Origin of the sequence: Bacillus salitolerans (genome assembly GCF_042680805.1) — a bacterium.
GTDB lineage: Bacteria > Bacillota > Bacilli > Bacillales > SA4 > Bacillus_CJ > Bacillus_CJ salitolerans.
Genome location: NZ_JBHUEM010000040.1, coordinates 33,109 through 50,149 on the forward strand (window position 1 = coordinate 33,109; position 17,041 = coordinate 50,149).

A 17,041-nucleotide genomic window follows, 5' to 3' on the forward strand; every position below is an offset into this window, starting at 1 on the left:
CTGCTCCTTTTCAGTTAAATCAGTATTCAGTATTTGGGACTAACAAAATGCTAACATTTTGCTAACGCAATCCAATGAAAAACGGTTAAATCCCGTTAAAGATGTTACAGTAAGAATTTAACAAAACCTTGATATATCGCACTTTACGCACACCAAGTTAAAGATATTACACACTCTCACCCTAGGGGCGGCATGATGTAATCTGCCCATAAAACCTTTGATAGATAAGGTCTTTGTGGTACAAACCTAGAAAATATTTAATATTTATTTAACAAGGTCTCTTAAGAGTTTATTAAACTTTTGAGGGTCCTCTTTCCCTTTTGTTGTTGTAACATGTAAGTAAACATTTTTTGTTACCTCATCATCAAAAAATCGAATACAAGGGTATGTTGAATTAATATATCGTCATTGTGGAAAAGATGAATTATCTGTTCAAGAGGTATTAGAACAACCTGAAAGAGAATTTTATCTGGATTTCAGGACATTAAAACCATGAATGTGATAATAGGAAGAAATAACACAGGGAAATCTAGTTTATTAGATTTACTAGAGATACCATAAACAATTTACATTCAGACAACCTACGCGGGCAGTGGTTAAAATAAGAAGGGAACATATATAAAATGAAAATCCATTCCTCTTCCCACAGGTATCAAGGGGATAGTTATGTCACTTTTAGAAAAGCCCAAGAATGAGGTTGGTAACATACTGGACTTTTTCAATAGGATTGAAAAAGATGTTCATAATTATAAAGGTAATTTCACGAAGTATTGAAGTGTATTCATATCACAACTACAATACCGGTCAAAAGGATGGATACAACAATTTGATGTCAAAACTTTAATTAGTGTTTTGATTTTAATATATTCTAATAACAAGCCGTGGTTCCCCTATCATGTCACAACTATAATTCCTTAAAACATGTAGATTGAAGCAAAAGAATACAGCTTGAACATGTCACATATATAAATATCATATTTATTAATACATAAGAACTATATACTATTGAGAAATGGAACAATAAAAAAAATCCGCTCATTTGAGTGGACCATAATTCACTAATTTATTTTGTATAATCTTTTTCGTATATTATTTCGTTTTTATCTGACACCCCGATAATGGTCTCAAGCTTAGCACCATTACCGATATTTACTTCAGTAAATGTTTTTTTATCATCATTTAATACAATTACATTAGTTCGGCCATCTGAATATAAGAAACAAATCTTTTCAATATCGCTATCATTAATAAATCCTGAAACGATATGTAAATCTCGCTCTACTGCTCCTTCTAAACCACCACTATAATTAATTATACTTAACGGTAAATCCTTTTGTCTTTGAGCTGTATCAATGTCGCTATATTCATATTCGTTCTCACTTTTTTTATAAGCAGTCATGAACCCATGATATACATTTTGTTCTTTGTTATAAATGAAAGAAACAACCTTTAAGTTATCAACGGTATTCACTTCTTCTAATTTTAAATCTTCGATTTTACTATCTTTATTAACTAAATCTAGAGATTTTACTAACAAATCTTCAAGAGATTGATTGATTAGCTCCTTGTTCTCAATTGTAAAGGAATTACCTTTACCACTTACAAATAGTGAATTACCATTTGAACAAGCTGATAGGGAGAGTAAGAAAACGATTATTAAAACTATCTCCGCTGTGTTTTTATTGAAAATATTCATCATTATCACCTCGTTTTAGTAGAACTGCATAGTTTTAAGCTATCTTTATAATTAACGAGTCTTATATTTTTGTTTTGGGTACCCCATCTTCCCTTGTATTTAGTTGCTCCTTCTTTTATCAACTTTTCAATTAATTCAGGATTAATATCAGACCATTCATTTTGAATCAATACCGCGAGTGAAGTAATAAACGGTGCTGCAACTGAAGTTCCATGAAATTTATTAATATTAGAACCATCTAGTGAGTAAATATTCTCCCCTGGAGCCCATATGTCTACAAATTCGTTTGTTGTACTCTCAGTCAGAATATTATTTGTTGAATCGATTGCTCCAACAGATAATACACCAGGTGGATTTAACTTCGTTGAAAAATTGTTTAATCTCATCCCTGAAGTTATCTAACGAATTCGCTTGTTCCTCTATCTGATTGAAAGTGATTCCTAGCCTTTTACATAGTAAATCGAGAATTTCTCTACTGGGTATATTAGGGCCAAGAGTTCCGTTCTCTAATTTACTAAGATAAGAAACAGAACAAATACTTCTGATAATGCAGATTGAGTCATTTTATTTTGCATCCGGTGAAGTTTTAATCTAGAACCGATATCAGCTAATGTTGTCATCTTCCAAATACCCACTTGAATATTTTACCATCAAGAAAAATAAATAGGTATTATTTTTGTATTGAGAAAATCTATATAAGTATCTGATTTAAAAAGGGTATTTTGATAAAAATTTCTCAACTAAATTTCAATTAATATAAAGAAAACCCTCAAATGTATGAAGGTTTTCTGGAAATTTTATGAGAAAAATATATTTCGTTCATATCTGAACCATTTATAAACCTTATCCTTTGCTTCTTTATTTTTAAGGTAGGATAATATTATATCCAATAATACATCAGTAGGATTCTTGAATTTTTCAAGAACGGAAAACGATTTAGGAGAAAAATCTTCAATAATTCGAACTTGGTAATAAACTTGGAACTTATCAAGAATGTCTTGCGTAAATAATCTACTGGTTACCTGAATCTTATGATACAGGAGTTCCATGTGGATTCCTTTGCTTTCATCAGATTCTGTTGAATACAAGTTAATTGCCACATTATATTTTTTGTATTGAAGCATAATTTTTGATATTTCATGCATCACGAACTCATTCTCAATAAACCCTTGTTCACGATATACTATGCAAACGTGTTCGTCGAGCTTTCCAGCACCATTAATACTGGACATTTAAGAGTTTCTAACTCTTTCTTAAAATAAACATTTTCACTTGAATTGTCATAGCCGAATAGAATGTTATCTTCTGGCTTGATATGAGCCAACTCTACAACTCTCTAATCTTAACTGGGATGGTTAATTGATTTTTACTTGCTGGTGCTCAAAATTAGTGAAAATCTTTATGTAACCAAACAACTCGATTTCCTTCATCTACTCTAAAATGAATAAGATCCCCCTCGTTAATCTTTAAGAATTCTTTAACATCCACTGGGAGCCAAATCTGACCTTTACTTGATACTTTAGCCACAATAATCACCCTTCCCTTCCCTTCCCTTACTAACGTGAAGATACACATTTCTTGTTCCAAGCTCATCCATATCTTATTCTAACCATGTGTATCCCCATATCACTATGAGTTCCACCTTTAACACCATGATTGATGTCAATAATGATTAAGACTTAATTTTTGCAAAAAGGTAGACTATTCAATATTAATTAAGACAATAGAAAACAGAATGAAACGGTTATTATAATATGAAGAGCTTACTCCAAATTCACTTACGTCATCCCCATACCTTATTACTTGCGGTATCATAAATTGATTGATACTTCCTCCTGTGCGTGCATGTGACCTAATAAAAGGTCATCATGCCGTCTTTCATCAGTTGGCTTCTTAAATCTTTGAACCATTCAATTCTTTAATTTGGTAAAAAAAACAAGAAATGAGTTGAAATTTGTCGGATAAAACTTTATAGTGGGTCTTGTGTCATGCGTAATATAGCCTAATTCGTTATTACTTTTGATGCAGAGCTAATTCATTTTCACTATCAATTAAATATTTTATTTATATCATCATAAGAGAGGGGTTTGTTTAAATGGTTAAATCTTTGAAAGTCAAACTTATAACACTATGTTTACTGTTGTTAGCGATTCCAGCTTTGTTAATTGGGATAATTGGATATCAATCTAGTAAATCTAGTTTAGATGATTTAGGAAATACAAATTTAAAAAACAATGTAAAGATGTCACTTAAGTTAATAGAATCACTAAATACAGAGGTTGAAAAAGGAACTCTGTCTTTAGATGAGGCGCAAGAAAGAGCAAAAACACTAATATTAGGTGAAAAAAACAATGATGGCTCTAGAACAATAGATAAAAATGTTGATTTAGGTGAAAGCGGTTACTTATTTGCTGTTAATGAAAATGGACAAACAATGTTACATCCTCAAAAGGAAGGGGAGAACTTCTGGGAAGCGAAGGACCCTAACGGAGTTTTGTTTATACAAGAAATTGTGAAGCAAGGACAAAATGGTGGAGGGTTTTCTTATTACGAGTGGCCCTTACCATCAAATGAGGATGTAATGGCACCTAAGGTCAGTTATTCTGAATTAGATCCACACTGGGGATGGGTGATATCCGCTGGGACTTATATGATGGACTTTAATAAAGGTGCAAAAAGCATCTTGAACATTTTAATGATTACTTTGGGTGTTTCTTTATTAGTAGGAGCTATAGTTATTTGGTTATTCACAAATTACATAACAAAACCAATAATAGCGGTTTCTGAAAAAATGACAAAAGTTGCTGAGGGCGATTTATCGATTAAAGTCATGGATTCGAAAAGCAAAGATGAGGTAGGCACTCTTGTTAGGAGCTTTAACAAAATGATTTTGAACCTTAAAGAAATCATTGTTAAGGTTATTGATACCTCTGAACATGTAGCCGCATCTAGTGAACAGTTGAGTGCCAATGCAATTGAAACGGCAAAAGCATCAGAACAAATTGCCTCCTCTATACAAGCAGTTTCATCGGGTGCTGAAGAACAGTCGAAGAGAGTAGAGAGCTCTACAGAACTAGTCACAAAGATCTCAAAAGATGTTAATGTGATCTCAGAACGTGCAGAAAAAGTTGATGAAACTACTACACACACTTCTGAGCAAGCAAAAAAAGGTGAAGAAATTGTTAAAAATGCAATTGAACAAATGAGTATTATTACTTCAAATACTGAGGAAACAACGGAAGTCATTAAACTATTAAATGAAAAATCCTCTGAAATCGAAAAAATTGTTTCACTCATAACTGATATAGCTGACCAGACTAATTTACTTGCTTTAAATGCAGCTATTGAAGCAGCTAGAGCAGGAGAGCATGGTAAAGGATTTGCAGTTGTTGCTGATGAGGTACGAAGGCTTGCTGAACAGTCTGGTGAATCAACACATCAAATTTATGCACTTATTCAAGATATACAAACAAATACACAAAAGGCTGTAGACTCTATGTCAAATGGAGAAGTCATTGTACATAAAGGTGTGGAATTAGTCGGAGAAGCAGGAAAATCATTCAAAGGGATTTCAGCTGCAATTGAAGAGATATCTGATCGTATGAAAGATGTTTCAATTTCGATTGAACAAATAAATAAAGGTACTGATTCCTTAGTAGATTCAATGAAAAGCACGAATAGTATTACAAACCAGACAACTAGTTATGCCCAAGAAGTAGCAGCTGCAGCAGAAGAACAAACAGCTTCTATGGAGGAAATTAACTATGCCACGAAGACTCAAGCCGAAATGGCACAGGAGTTACAGGAAATTGCTAAACGCTTTAAAATATAATGTAAACTCTGAGTGATTTTCAGTTTCTTATAAATGTTCAGGTGAGAAAATGAGATACTGAATTTTTCACACAATGGTTTATAACTTTTTTACGTCAAAAGTTTGTTCCAATTCTTAGAGAATTAAGCTATAAAATGTTTTATTAGTAAAAGTTTTGTATAAATGGAGATGATCATTTATACAAAACTTTTTTTGAATAGATGGTCCTACTATTTGCTAATGGCCTTTATCAACTACTCTAAAGAGTTATCCTCATTAAAATTGATCTTATGGCCAAGTGCATTCATTGGCCCTTTTGTTATGATATTGGCTAGATGTTCAGCCATATAGTCAGGAGAGTAATGATCGTCTGCATAGAGCCACCACTTCAAGACTCCGATATATGCTGAGCTAATAAAATGTAGGATAAAATCTGCTGGTAATGCTAATTTACTAAAATCCCCTACTATGGTCGAGAAGCTTCCCTTAAATTTTTCAAATAAAAACTTTTCTACTTTACCAGTAAAATCTGGTATGCCGTTTGGTCCCAACATGACTCGGTAAAACTCACGATTTTCATTAATATTAGTAAACACTCTGTTTAAAGTTATTTTGAACCTTTTTACATTGACCTCACCATTTTTGAGGTGGAAGGATATATTCATCACATCCATTAACTCTTTTAAATAAGTGTTGCTGATTTGGTCTAGTAAATCATATTTATCTTGGTAATGTAAATAAAACGTAGCCCTGTTAATAAAGGCTTCATCAGCGATATCTTGTATCGTAATGGCGTCAAAACCCTTCTTATCAATAAGTTTTAGCAACGCTTCTTTTATTAATTTTTGAGTTCGTACCACTCGTAAATCCGTCTTTTTCACCTAATCATCACTTCCCCTAATTTTGTAAAATACACAACAATTTATTTGGCCTTGTCGCTTATGAAACGAAACCACTTATATTGCTCATTGAATGTCAGTAAGGATTTTCTATAATTGAATTATATACAACATGATGTAAATTAATCAACAAAGTGTCAATTAAAGGAGGGCATGTGATGAGCGGGATTATTAAAAACAAACTACTTTGGATGGGTGCAGGGATTATCATTCTTTTTACTAGTATTTTTACCTTCGCTTTTATGGGTTCAACTGTTAATCCAACCCCTAAAGAATTACCTGTAGCAATTGTGATGGAAGATGAAGGGGTCACATTGCCAAATGGTGAACAAATCAATTTCAGTAATTTCTTTGTTGAAGAAATACAAAAGAGAGATTCATCGTCTGTCAACTGGAGACTCTTTCATAATAAAGAAGAAGCAATCCAGGTAATGAATGAGAAAAAACTATATGCAACTATTGTTTTGCAAGAGAAATTATCCGAGCAAATTTTTTCATTACTAACAGGAAGCTCCGTTCAACCAACGACAACCATCATACTGAATGAAGGTATGAACCAAGCGGGTGTAAATGTTGCCGCGCAGATAGCGAGCGGCGTTTTATCTAATTTTAATTTACAACTACAAGAGAAGTTGCTAGCTCAACTAGAAGGATTAAATGTACCTTTAACGGCTGAATTAGTAAGATCCCTATCGAGTCCCTTTACAATCGAAACTGAAAAAATAAATACGGTAGCAGTCAACAATGCAAATGGAAATACGCCAGCATTATTTACTCAGCTTCTTTGGATCTCAACTTTTATCAGCTCTATGATTCTGTTTACTCTATTAAAAAAATCTACTGAAGGTAAATGGACATTCAATAGTTTGGTAAGCCAAATGTTGATTGGAATACTTTATGTAACCATAATCTCTAGTATCACTTTGCTTCTTGCTGTTCATGTTTTAGAAGTTAATGTACCAAGTCAAGGCCAATTGTTTTTTACATTGCTATATATAGGACTTTGCTTTTTCTTTTTGCAAAATGCCTTTCTCAACTGGATTGGTTATGCGGCTGCGACGTTATTTATCCTTCTATTGTTTTTTTCAATGCCAATCTTGACTATTGCGCCAGAAATGCTGCCTAATGTAACAAATGACTTTCTTTATTCGTGGGTTCCATTTCGATTTAGCCTAGAAACGCTAAGGGATGTTCTATTCTTTAAGAAAGGTATTTATGAAGAGGGAATAGGTACCATTGGTTGGATAGGACTTGTTTCGTTAACTTTGATGGCTTTATCAATATTCAAGCCAAAAAGTAAGCAAAAAGATACTATAAACGAAGATAAACAATCAGTACCAAACCATTGATACATGTACCATGCAAAAGCAAAGACATCTCAAAATGTTTTGAATGAGATGTCTTTTTGTTTTAGAGGATTTAGAAAAAGCAGAGTAGAACTTTAAGACTGTAATCATGTTTTTAATAAGAGAAGGCAGGTAATGATGATGGATCTTCCGATTTTAACGGTTGAATTAGCAAACAGAATGGAGCGAATTGATTTTGAGGTTTTAAGAGATCGAATGCAAGCGGTTCAATTAAGAAAAGGTAATCCAAATAATGTTGAGATTAAGAGCTTTGGAAAATGTATGGCCCTGTCCGCTGATGATATGCCGAGAGAATTTAATAAGGTGTGGTTTTTTTCCGAAGATGATATTTCTCGATTAGATGATATGGTTGCCTATTACAAAGAGCGAAATCTTCCATTTTCCATTGATATAACGCCAGTTACTTTAACGGGGAGACTAGCAAAAGAGCTAAACAAAAAGGGATTTTATCAACATGGCTTTCATTCAACTCTCTTCGGAGCACCATCTATTGATAATCACAATACTATGAAGCCAATTCGTATTTTAAAGGCAGGAAAGGAAGAAATGAGTCTATTTAGTTCATTATTTTCTCAATCATTAGAAATTCCGTTCGATATTCCGGAGAACAACGAAAGCTTCAGTATACTTCATAATAATCCAGAGTGGTCTTTTTATATAGGCTATGTAAATGAAATACCTGCTGGTTTCTCTATGCTTTATATAGGGGCAAATGGTATAGCTTGTTTAGGAATGGCAGGCACTTTACCAGCTTTCAGGGGACATGGCTTACAGTTAGCGATGTTAAAGAGGCGTTTAATGGATGCAAAGGAGAGATTAAGTCACATAATTGTGGCGCAATGTGAATTCGGGACTCCATCATTCCGAAACTTACAAAGGGTTGGCTTAAAAGTTGCGTATACTAAATCAGTTTGGTATTCTCCTCTACCTTAATAAAAGTAATATTTTGTGATTATTTCCATAAAAAGAAAAAAATTTCCCAATAAAAAGGATATATCAATTTTTATTAGAATTGTATAATAGATAAGTATATATGTATTTTAAATTGATAGAAAATTTTGTATTTTTAGGAATGCTTTCAGCTAAATGAAAATTCAAATGCTATTTTTCGCATGGTAGGGGATGTGGGTATAGCTTACATTTCTGCTGTTAGTGCCTACCTGAAAATAGAGAAAAGAGGGGGATCAGTAATGGTACAAAAAATTGATACGCTTCATCCAATATTAGGGAATGTTCTAGATAATATAGACAAGGTTATGATCGGTAAACGTGATGTGGCGACACTTAGTTTAGTGGCGCTTTTGGCAGAAGGGCACGTTTTATTAGAGGACGTACCTGGTGTAGGAAAGACGATGATGGTTCGTGCATTAGCGAAATCAGTGAGTGCAGATTTTAAACGAATTCAATTCACTCCAGACCTATTACCTTCTGATGTAACGGGTGTATCTATATATAATCCGAAGGATCTTCAATTTGAATTCAGACCAGGTCCTATTATGGGAAATATTGTGCTAGCGGACGAGATTAATAGAACATCTCCAAAGACACAAGCTGCACTACTTGAAGGGATGGAGGAAGCGAGTGTTACAGTTGATGGAGTAACGAGACCACTCTCAAAACCTTTCTTTGTTATGGCAACCCAAAACCCGATTGAATATGAGGGGACGTATCCCCTGCCAGAGGCACAGTTAGATCGTTTTATTTTAAAATTGCGCATGGGGTATCCTAGCCAGGATGAGGAGCTTGATATGCTGGCTAGAATGGAAGCGGGTCAACCGATTCACGAATTAGAGCCGGTGATCTCGACACAAGAGCTTGTAGAATTCCAAAAGCAGGTTAAAGAAGTATCTGTAGATGTATCGATTAGACAATATATCGTTAATATCGTGAATCAAACTAGAACCCATCATGGCATCTATTTAGGAGCAAGTCCACGTGGTGGTATCTCATTAATGAGAGCTGCACAAGCCTTTGCCTTTATTCACAACCGAGATTACGTAGTTCCCGACGATGTAAAGTATTTAGCTCCGTACACATTATCACATCGCATAATCTTAAAATCCGAGGCAAAATTTGAAGGAGTTACGGCAGAACAACTCGTCAAGCAACTCATCGATCAGATTAAGGTTCCATTAGTTAGGTATTGATTAATATGAAAGCAAACTCATACGTTAATTTAACAGGAAGGGTTCTGCTCCTACTTACGCTTCTTGCGATCACATTTATTTATGCGATGTTTCAAGGTGGCTTCGTCAGTTGGTTTATTTTTTATAGCTTTCTTCCATTTGGACTTTATTCACTAGTAGTGAGTGTTTATCGTATGAGCTTTTTTACCGTGACAAGAACTGTAAACCAAACTCATTTCACTTCAGGTGAAAAACTAAAAGCAACCATAACGGTTGAAAGAAAGTTCCGATTTGTTCCACTTCTCTACGTTATTGTTTCAGAGGAAGTACCAGAATCTTTACGGTTTTGTAATCAATCAAAAAAAGCAAAGGTCATTCTTTTCCCTTGGTTTAAGGGGAAGTTAACGTATGATTATGTAATTGATGCCATCCCTCGGGGAGAACATTTATTTACATCCGTTACGATCAAAACAGGAGACCTGTTTGGGTTGATTGAAAAGGCAAGAAGCTATGAATTGCCAAAGACATTTTTAGTGTATCCTCAGTATGTTGATTTAGTGTATCGACAGCTAGAAAACAGGTTTGATCAAGGTTATACGTCTTCGCGAACAAGATTAGTAAGGGATACGGCTATGGCTGTTGGAATTAGAGAATATCAACCAGGAGACCGGTTTTCATGGATTGATTGGAAGGCTAGTGCTAGAAAAAATTCATTTATGACAAAAGAATTTGAACAGCAGCAGAGTCATGATGTTGTGGTATTTATGGACCGTGCATACGGACAAAACCGTCCACTCTTTGAGCAAGTCATTATTTTTACTGCTTCTATTGTGAAATCGATTTTGCGCCATGGTGCACAGGTTGGATTTGTCTCAGTTGGAAAAGATCGTTATGTTGCTGGGTTGAAAAATACAGAACAGCATCAACAGCAGATATTTTATCACCTAGCCAAGGTACAGCCGGACCAACAGCATTTTTCAGTTGCCGTTGAGTCGGAAGTAAGTAAATGGCAGCACGGCTTAACCATGATTTTTATTACAAGTGACTTATCTGACTCGTTCATTCGGACGATTGAATATTTAACACATCGTCAATATCAAATTGTCGTCTTTGTTGTCCTTCCTAAACTGAACCCAGCGAGGGAAACTCTTGTAAAGATAGAAAAGTTAAAGCAAAAGCATATATTTATTAAAGCTGTTCAGGAAGGACAATATGCAGATGCTTTTCATGAGGTGAGTCGATGAATATGAAACAGGGACAACTTCTTAAAGCAATCTATTATATCTATGGTTTTCTTGTTTTGTGGGAATGGCTTAGACCACTGGGTGTTGTAACAGACACTGGTAATCTATCAATATTTTTATATTTTATTGGTTTTTGTTACCTGCTCTCCTTTTTTTCAACTCCAATGCTTGTTTCGATTTCGGCTAAGCTTCTTGTTATTGCTTATGCCATTCACCGGTTGTTTTTTGAAGGAAGTTTCTTTGGAAAGACGTGGATTGGAGAGTTCTTTTACGACTTTAAAGTGAACATTTCGTATTTGATGTCTGCTGAGTGGTGGGAGTTAACCGACTCATTTAGAAGTCTATTATTTTTTATTCTATTGTGGTTATTAGCCTATTTAATTGAATATTGGATTGTTCACTTAAAGAAAATCTTATTATTTTTATTGTTAACAATTACCTATTTAGCGGTTATTGATACTTTTACACCGTATGATTCAAAGGGTCCAATTGTCAGAATGGTTGTGTTAGGGTTTCTTATGTTAGGATTACTAAAATTGGACCGAATTAACCTTCATGAAACGCTACCTATCAATAGTAAAACAAAGGTAAAATGGTTAGTACCGCTTATTATATTTACAGTCGTTACAACGACTGTTGGCTATTTAGCTCCAAAAGCTGCCCCACAATGGCCAGATCCAATTCCTTATCTAAAAGGATATGGAATTGGAGATGGTGATGGCTTTGGAAATGGGATTAGGCGTGTAGGGTACGGATCAAACGATTCAACATTAGGTGGTCCATTTATTGGTGATGAAACAGTCGTATTCTCAGCAGAAGTAAGAAATAAACAATATTGGCGAGTAGAAACAAAGGATGTTTATACGGGAAAAGGATGGGAAGCAACTAGTAATGAGTTCGAGTCAATAAGGGAAGATGACGGTGTTTCAATCCCACTTTTAGAAGCTAATGTAGAAACAGAAACGTATACTGCAAAAGTATCTGTAAAACTTGGGTATTCACATATTGTTTATCCTGTTGAGCTCGAAAATGTTGAATCGAACATGGATATCACGTATCGAGTAAATCCTGAGACTGAAAAAGTGATGACAGAGCGAAGTGGTCAGCTTGTTCCTTTAGATCGATACGATGTGACATTTAATGAGCCAAAGTATAGTATGCAAGCTCTCATGGCTGCTTCGGATGATGAAGTACAACCGTTTTTAGATCGGTATACTCAGCTTCCTGAGGAACTGCCAAACCGTGTGAAAGAACTAGCGATAGAAATTACGACGCCATACGAAAATCGTTATGATAAAGTCCGTGCCGTTGAGCGCTATTTTAGAGCTAGTGGCTTTGTGTATGAAACGGAACAGGTTGCTGTGCCTGGAGCGAATGACGATTATGTTGATCAATTCTTATTTGAAACGCAAATGGGTTACTGCGATAACTTCTCCACTTCGATGATCGTGTTATTGCGTTCTGTAGGCATTCCTGCCCGATGGGTAAAGGGATATACAGGAGGAGATTACATCTCAACCTTAAGTAATAATAATCGTATATATGAAGTAAAAAATGCCAATGCCCATTCATGGGTGGAAGTATTCTTCCCGGGGACTGGCTGGGTGGCATTTGAGCCAACTAAAGGATTCTCAAATCCATATAGTTTTGTGTCAGAACAACAAGAAGATGATGCAACTCTACCAATTCCAGAGCTGCAAGATCAACCTGAAACTCCAGAAGAAGATCTATTAGGTGAAGAGGAAGAGGGAAATGAATTTACTGGATCAAATTCTTGGGTAACAAATATAACGTTTACTGATATTCTTAAAACACTTGGTGTTCTTTTAGTAATCGCTCTAGTTGTGTTCTTTACGAGAAAAAAGTGGATGCCAAAATATTTAATGCTTCGGTATGGTCGATTTAAAGACCCAAGTGCCTATGTAAAAGCCTACTTTGCACTAATTGGTGCATTAAAGCGCTTTGGTCTTAAGAAGAAAGATAGTCAAACACTAAGAGAGTATGCTGCTTATGTTGATGCCTTCTTCTATTCAAAGGATATGAGGAAATTAACCGTGAAGCTAGAAAGTATCCAATATCGAAAAGATCCAACACTAGAACAAAAGGAAATCGAGAACTTACGTAAATTGTGGGAAAATTTAATTAAAAATGTAGCATCTTGACCGATTGAAAGCCCATTGATAGAATAGGGTCAAATTATACAAAGTTCCTTCATATATCCTCGATAATAGGGTTCGAGAGTCTCTACCGGGTCACCGAGAATGATCTGACTATGAAGGCGGAATCAAGTTGTTATATTAATCATACATTGATTTTATGTAAACTAGGATTCTGCCTTCTATTATTTGGAGGGTATGAATTCTAGTTTTTTGTTTGATATTTTATAAAAAGGGGTAGGGGTGAGACGAATGTTAAAGGTACAAGAGAAAATCGTCGTTTTAGACTTTGGAAGCCAATATAACCAGTTGATTACTCGTCGTATTCGTGAATTTGGAGTATATAGTGAGCTCCATCCACATACGTTAACAGCTGAGGAAATAAAAGAGATGAACCCTAAGGGGATCATTTTATCGGGCGGACCAAATAGCGTGTACGCGGAAAATGCGTTTCATTGTGACAAGGAGATCTTTGAGCTAGGTGTGCCGGTTCTTGGTATTTGTTATGGAATGCAGCTTATGACTCATATATTTGGCGGAAAAGTAGAAAAAGCGTCACATCGCGAATACGGTAAAGCTACATTAAAGATTGAACAAGAGTCATTACTATATCAGGATTTACCAAATGCGCAGGTTGTTTGGATGAGTCATGGTGATTTAGTCAAGCAAACACCGGAAGGCTTTATGGTGGATGCAACAAGTGAATCTTGTCCAATTGCTGGTATGAGTGATGTTTCTCGAAAATTTTACGGCGTTCAGTTCCACCCAGAAGTTCGTCATTCCGAGTATGGTAATGATCTACTAAAAAACTTTGTATTTACGATTTGTGAATGTAAAGAAAAATGGACAATGGAAAACTTTATCGAGTTAGAAATGGAAAAAATCCGTCAAACGGTTGGGGATAAAAAGGTTTTATGTGCATTAAGTGGCGGAGTTGATTCATCTGTAGTTGCGGTTTTAATTCATAAAGCGATAGGTGATCAATTAACATGTATGTTTGTCGATCACGGTCTTCTTCGTAAAGATGAAGCGGAAAGTGTAATGAAGACATTTAGTGAAGGTTTTAATATGAACGTTATGAAAATAGATGCAAAAGACCGCTTTTTAGATAAGCTTCAAGGTGTTAGTGACCCGGAACAAAAGCGAAAGATTATCGGAAATGAATTCATCTATGTGTTTAGAGATGAAGCATCGAAACTTGAAGGTATTGATTTCTTAGCACAAGGAACTCTATATACAGATATTATTGAGAGTGGAACACTTACAGCTCAAACGATTAAATCTCACCACAATGTAGGTGGTCTACCTGAAGATATGGAATTTACACTCATTGAACCATTAAATACATTATTCAAAGATGAGGTAAGAGCGCTTGGTACAGAGCTAGGTATTCCGGATGAGATTGTGTGGAGACAACCGTTCCCAGGTCCAGGATTAGGAATTCGTGTCCTAGGGGAAATCTCCGAGGAAAAGCTTGAAATAGTGCGTGAATCAGATGCAATATTACGTGAAGAGATTAAAAAAGCGGGACTTGATCGCGATATATGGCAATACTTTACTGTGCTTCCGGATATCCGTAGTGTAGGGGTTATGGGAGATGCTAGAACATATGATTATACAATTGGCATAAGAGCTGTAACTTCTATTGATGGTATGACATCTGATTGGGCACGTATCCCTTGGGATGTCCTTGAGAAAATTTCGACACGATTAGTGAATGAGGTAAATCATATTAATCGCGTAGTCTATGATATAACAAGTAAGCCACCTGCAACAATCGAGTGGGAATAACATCTAAATACGAACGTTAAAAACGAACATTTGTTAAATGTTCGTTTTTTTGTATTGACGAGTTAGTGGTGCGCTGTTAGAATTACTATTGTACTCATAAATTTTGTCGATACTCGTATAATATTGGGGATATGGCCCGAAAGTTTCTACCAAGCTGCCGTAAATAGCTTGACTACGAGGTGAGAAGAAGGACGATAAACCTTTTTCTATTTACCTTGTAATATGTAGAAACTCCTGGCTGAGCTCGGAGTTTATTTTTATTTTGGGGAAAATAGAAAGGGGTAAAAGTATGAAACGTTATTTTAAGTTTGATGAACTTAATACGAACTACAAAAAAGAGTTTATCGCTGGCTTAACAACTTTCCTATCAATGGCTTACATTTTGTTTGTGAACCCAGATGTATTAAGCTTAGCGGTTATTACAGATTTACCAGATGATCTAAGAATGCCTAAAGAAGCAATCTTTACAGCAACTGCAATTGCAGCAGCAGTCGGTTCTTTACTTATGGGGATTATCGCTAGATATCCAATTGCTCTTGCGCCAGGTATGGGTCTAAATGCATTTTTTGCTTTTACAGTTGTATTAGGAATGGGTATCCCTTGGCAAACTGCCTTATCAGGTGTATTAGTTTCAGGATTATTCTTTATTGTTTTAACTTTAACTGGATTAAGAGAAAGAATAATAAATGCAATACCTGCTGAACTAAAGTTTGCAGTGGCTGCAGGTATTGGATTATTTATCGCATTTATCGGACTTCAAAATGCAGGTATCATTGTATATAATGATGCAACTCTAGTAGGTTTAGGTGATTTATCAAGTGGTCCAGTGCTACTTGCAATCTTTGGGGTATTTATTACCGTGATTTTCATGGTTAAAGGAATTAATGGTGGTATTTTCTACGGAATGTTAATCACGGCTATTGTTGGAATGATTGCAGGATTAATTCAAGTACCAACACAAGTTGTTGGAGCTGTGCCGAGTCTGGAACCGACATTTGGTGTAGCATTTACACACTTTGGTGAAATTTTTACAATTCCAATGTTAGTTGTTATTCTTACTTTCCTTTTTGTAGACTTTTTTGATACAGCAGGAACATTGGTAGCGGTAGCAAACCAAGCAGGATTAATGAAAGATAATAAACTACCACGTGCAGGTAGAGCATTATTTGCTGACTCAGCTGCTACTGTCGTTGGAGCGACGCTAGGGACTTCAACAACAACTTCTTACATTGAATCCTCTGCAGGGGTTGCAGCAGGTGGAAGATCTGGTTTTACATCTGTAGTAACAGCAGGATTCTTCTTACTAGCCTTATTTTTCTCTCCATTATTAGGGATTATTACATCAGCTGTTACGGCACCAGCATTAATCATCGTTGGTATCTTAATGGTTTCAGCGTTAGGGAAAATTGCTTGGGATAAGTTTGAAATTGCTGTGCCAGCTTTCCTTACAATCATTGCAATGCCATTAACTTATAGTATTGCAACAGGTATTGCGATTGGATTTATCTTCTATCCGATTACAATGATCATGAAGGGAAGAAGAAAAGAAATTCATCCAATCATGTATGGAATGTTTGTAATTTTCGTACTGTACTTTGTTTTCTTAGTAGAATAGAACAAATGGAAAGAGGATCTAGCCACATATTCATCGGCTAGATCCTCTTTCCATTTATTACAAGGCATTATAGCGTTGACTTCGGTGAAAAATCCATGTAATATGTAGAAAGTCGCTGCTAACGACATGGTTCAAAAAGAAAAAATAATTTCTTTTAAAAAATGTTGACAGTGATTAAAGATAAATGATATTATATGTAAGTCGCCTTTGAGCGATGAAACAAAATTAAGACAAGTTCTTTGAAAACTAAACAAAACGTCAAGCGTGTTGGTTTTATAAACCAACGAGGTTATTTCACGCAAGTGAAAATAACCATCAATAATTTTTAAAATCTAC

General features: G+C 35.3%; 13 protein-coding genes, 1 pseudogene and 2 riboswitches. Of the genes and pseudogenes, 9 read left to right on the forward strand and 5 right to left on the reverse strand.

What is annotated here, in order from left to right:
• Positions 1-1,063: 1,063 nt before the first annotated feature.
• From ACFSCX_RS17060 to ACFSCX_RS17075, 4 genes are all read right to left on the reverse strand, one after another.
• Positions 1,064-1,696 carry a hypothetical protein gene (locus ACFSCX_RS17060; protein ID WP_377929450.1) on the reverse strand — a complete coding sequence of 211 codons (633 nt, stop codon included), beginning with the start codon at positions 1,694-1,696 and terminating at the stop codon, positions 1,064-1,066.
• A gap of 5 nt (positions 1,697-1,701) precedes the next feature.
• On the reverse strand, positions 1,702-2,082 hold the full coding sequence (locus ACFSCX_RS17065; protein ID WP_377929451.1) for a S8 family serine peptidase: 381 nt from the start codon (positions 2,080-2,082) through the stop codon (positions 1,702-1,704).
• A 411-nt stretch (positions 2,083-2,493) separates the two neighbouring features.
• A complete protein-coding gene (locus ACFSCX_RS17070; protein WP_377929452.1) occupies positions 2,494-2,928 on the reverse strand; it encodes a hypothetical protein in 435 nt (144 codons plus the stop codon).
• Between the two features lie 154 nt (positions 2,929-3,082).
• A complete protein-coding gene (locus ACFSCX_RS17075) occupies positions 3,083-3,223 on the reverse strand; it encodes an AbrB/MazE/SpoVT family DNA-binding domain-containing protein (RefSeq protein WP_377929453.1) in 141 nt (46 codons plus the stop codon).
• A 568-nt stretch (positions 3,224-3,791) separates the two neighbouring features.
• Between ACFSCX_RS17075 and ACFSCX_RS17080 the strand changes: the two are divergent.
• Both ACFSCX_RS17080 and ACFSCX_RS17085 read left to right on the forward strand, forming a co-directional pair.
• Positions 3,792-4,586, forward strand: a pseudogene (locus ACFSCX_RS17080) (cache domain-containing protein); the annotation flags it as partial.
• Complete coding sequence (locus ACFSCX_RS17085; RefSeq protein ID WP_377929464.1) at positions 4,581-5,528, forward strand: methyl-accepting chemotaxis protein; 948 nt, start codon at positions 4,581-4,583, stop codon at positions 5,526-5,528. The pseudogene ACFSCX_RS17080 and the gene ACFSCX_RS17085, both read left to right, overlap by 6 nt.
• A gap of 233 nt (positions 5,529-5,761) precedes the next feature.
• Here ACFSCX_RS17085 and ACFSCX_RS17090 read toward each other — a convergent pair whose 3' ends face one another.
• A complete protein-coding gene (locus ACFSCX_RS17090; protein ID WP_377929454.1) occupies positions 5,762-6,388 on the reverse strand; it encodes a TetR/AcrR family transcriptional regulator in 627 nt (208 codons plus the stop codon).
• 176 nt (positions 6,389-6,564) lie between these two features.
• Between ACFSCX_RS17090 and ACFSCX_RS17095 the strand changes: the two genes are divergently transcribed.
• The 7 genes from ACFSCX_RS17095 to ACFSCX_RS17125 all read left to right on the forward strand — a co-directional run bounded on the left by ACFSCX_RS17095 (position 6,565) and on the right by ACFSCX_RS17125 (position 16,705).
• Entirely contained in the window at positions 6,565-7,755 is a 1,191-nt protein-coding gene (locus ACFSCX_RS17095; RefSeq protein ID WP_377929455.1) for a YhgE/Pip domain-containing protein, read from the forward strand.
• Positions 7,756-7,887: 132 nt separating this feature from the next.
• Positions 7,888-8,706: a GNAT family N-acetyltransferase gene (locus ACFSCX_RS17100; RefSeq protein ID WP_377929456.1), complete on the forward strand. Its 819-nt coding sequence runs from the start codon at positions 7,888-7,890 to the stop codon at positions 8,704-8,706.
• 257 nt (positions 8,707-8,963) lie between these two features.
• Positions 8,964-9,920, forward strand: a complete 957-nt coding sequence (locus ACFSCX_RS17105) for an AAA family ATPase (RefSeq protein ID WP_377929457.1) — start codon at positions 8,964-8,966, stop codon at positions 9,918-9,920.
• Between the two features lie 5 nt (positions 9,921-9,925).
• Complete coding sequence (locus tag ACFSCX_RS17110; RefSeq protein WP_377929458.1) at positions 9,926-11,143, forward strand: DUF58 domain-containing protein; 1,218 nt, start codon at positions 9,926-9,928, stop codon at positions 11,141-11,143.
• Positions 11,140-13,305: a transglutaminase-like domain-containing protein gene (locus ACFSCX_RS17115; protein WP_377929459.1), complete on the forward strand. Its 2,166-nt coding sequence runs from the start codon at positions 11,140-11,142 to the stop codon at positions 13,303-13,305. The genes ACFSCX_RS17110 and ACFSCX_RS17115 overlap by 4 nt, the downstream gene beginning before the upstream one ends.
• 29 nt (positions 13,306-13,334) lie before the next feature.
• A riboswitch (purine riboswitch) is annotated at positions 13,335-13,436 on the forward strand.
• A 115-nt stretch (positions 13,437-13,551) separates the two neighbouring features.
• The gene (guaA, locus tag ACFSCX_RS17120) at positions 13,552-15,090 is read left to right on the forward strand and encodes a glutamine-hydrolyzing GMP synthase (protein WP_377929460.1); all 1,539 of its coding nucleotides are present in this window, start codon (positions 13,552-13,554) and stop codon (positions 15,088-15,090) included.
• A gap of 93 nt (positions 15,091-15,183) precedes the next feature.
• A riboswitch (purine riboswitch) is annotated at positions 15,184-15,285 on the forward strand.
• A 94-nt stretch (positions 15,286-15,379) separates the two neighbouring features.
• Complete coding sequence (locus ACFSCX_RS17125) at positions 15,380-16,705, forward strand: NCS2 family permease (RefSeq protein WP_377929461.1); 1,326 nt, start codon at positions 15,380-15,382, stop codon at positions 16,703-16,705.
• Positions 16,706-17,041 lie beyond the last annotated feature (336 nt).

Bases quoted from the DNA above. Each gene is read 5' to 3' on its own strand.
- ACFSCX_RS17060 (WP_377929450.1), bottom strand. From the start codon at position 1,696: ATGAATATTTTCAATAAAAACACAGCGGAGATAGTTTTAATAATCGTT.
- ACFSCX_RS17065 (WP_377929451.1), bottom strand. From the start codon at position 2,082: ATGAGATTAAACAATTTTTCAACGAAGTTAAATCCACCTGGTGTATTA.
- ACFSCX_RS17070 (WP_377929452.1), bottom strand. From the start codon at position 2,928: ATGTCCAGTATTAATGGTGCTGGAAAGCTCGACGAACACGTTTGCATA.
- ACFSCX_RS17085 (WP_377929464.1), top strand. From the start codon at position 4,581: ATGATTTTGAACCTTAAAGAAATCATTGTTAAGGTTATTGATACCTCT.
- ACFSCX_RS17095 (WP_377929455.1), top strand. From the start codon at position 6,565: ATGAGCGGGATTATTAAAAACAAACTACTTTGGATGGGTGCAGGGATT.
- ACFSCX_RS17100 (WP_377929456.1), top strand. From the start codon at position 7,888: ATGATGATGGATCTTCCGATTTTAACGGTTGAATTAGCAAACAGAATG.
- ACFSCX_RS17105 (WP_377929457.1), top strand. From the start codon at position 8,964: ATGGTACAAAAAATTGATACGCTTCATCCAATATTAGGGAATGTTCTA.
- ACFSCX_RS17110 (WP_377929458.1), top strand. From the start codon at position 9,926: ATGAAAGCAAACTCATACGTTAATTTAACAGGAAGGGTTCTGCTCCTA.
- ACFSCX_RS17115 (WP_377929459.1), top strand. From the start codon at position 11,140: ATGAATATGAAACAGGGACAACTTCTTAAAGCAATCTATTATATCTAT.
- guaA (WP_377929460.1), top strand. From the start codon at position 13,552: ATGTTAAAGGTACAAGAGAAAATCGTCGTTTTAGACTTTGGAAGCCAA.
- ACFSCX_RS17125 (WP_377929461.1), top strand. From the start codon at position 15,380: ATGAAACGTTATTTTAAGTTTGATGAACTTAATACGAACTACAAAAAA.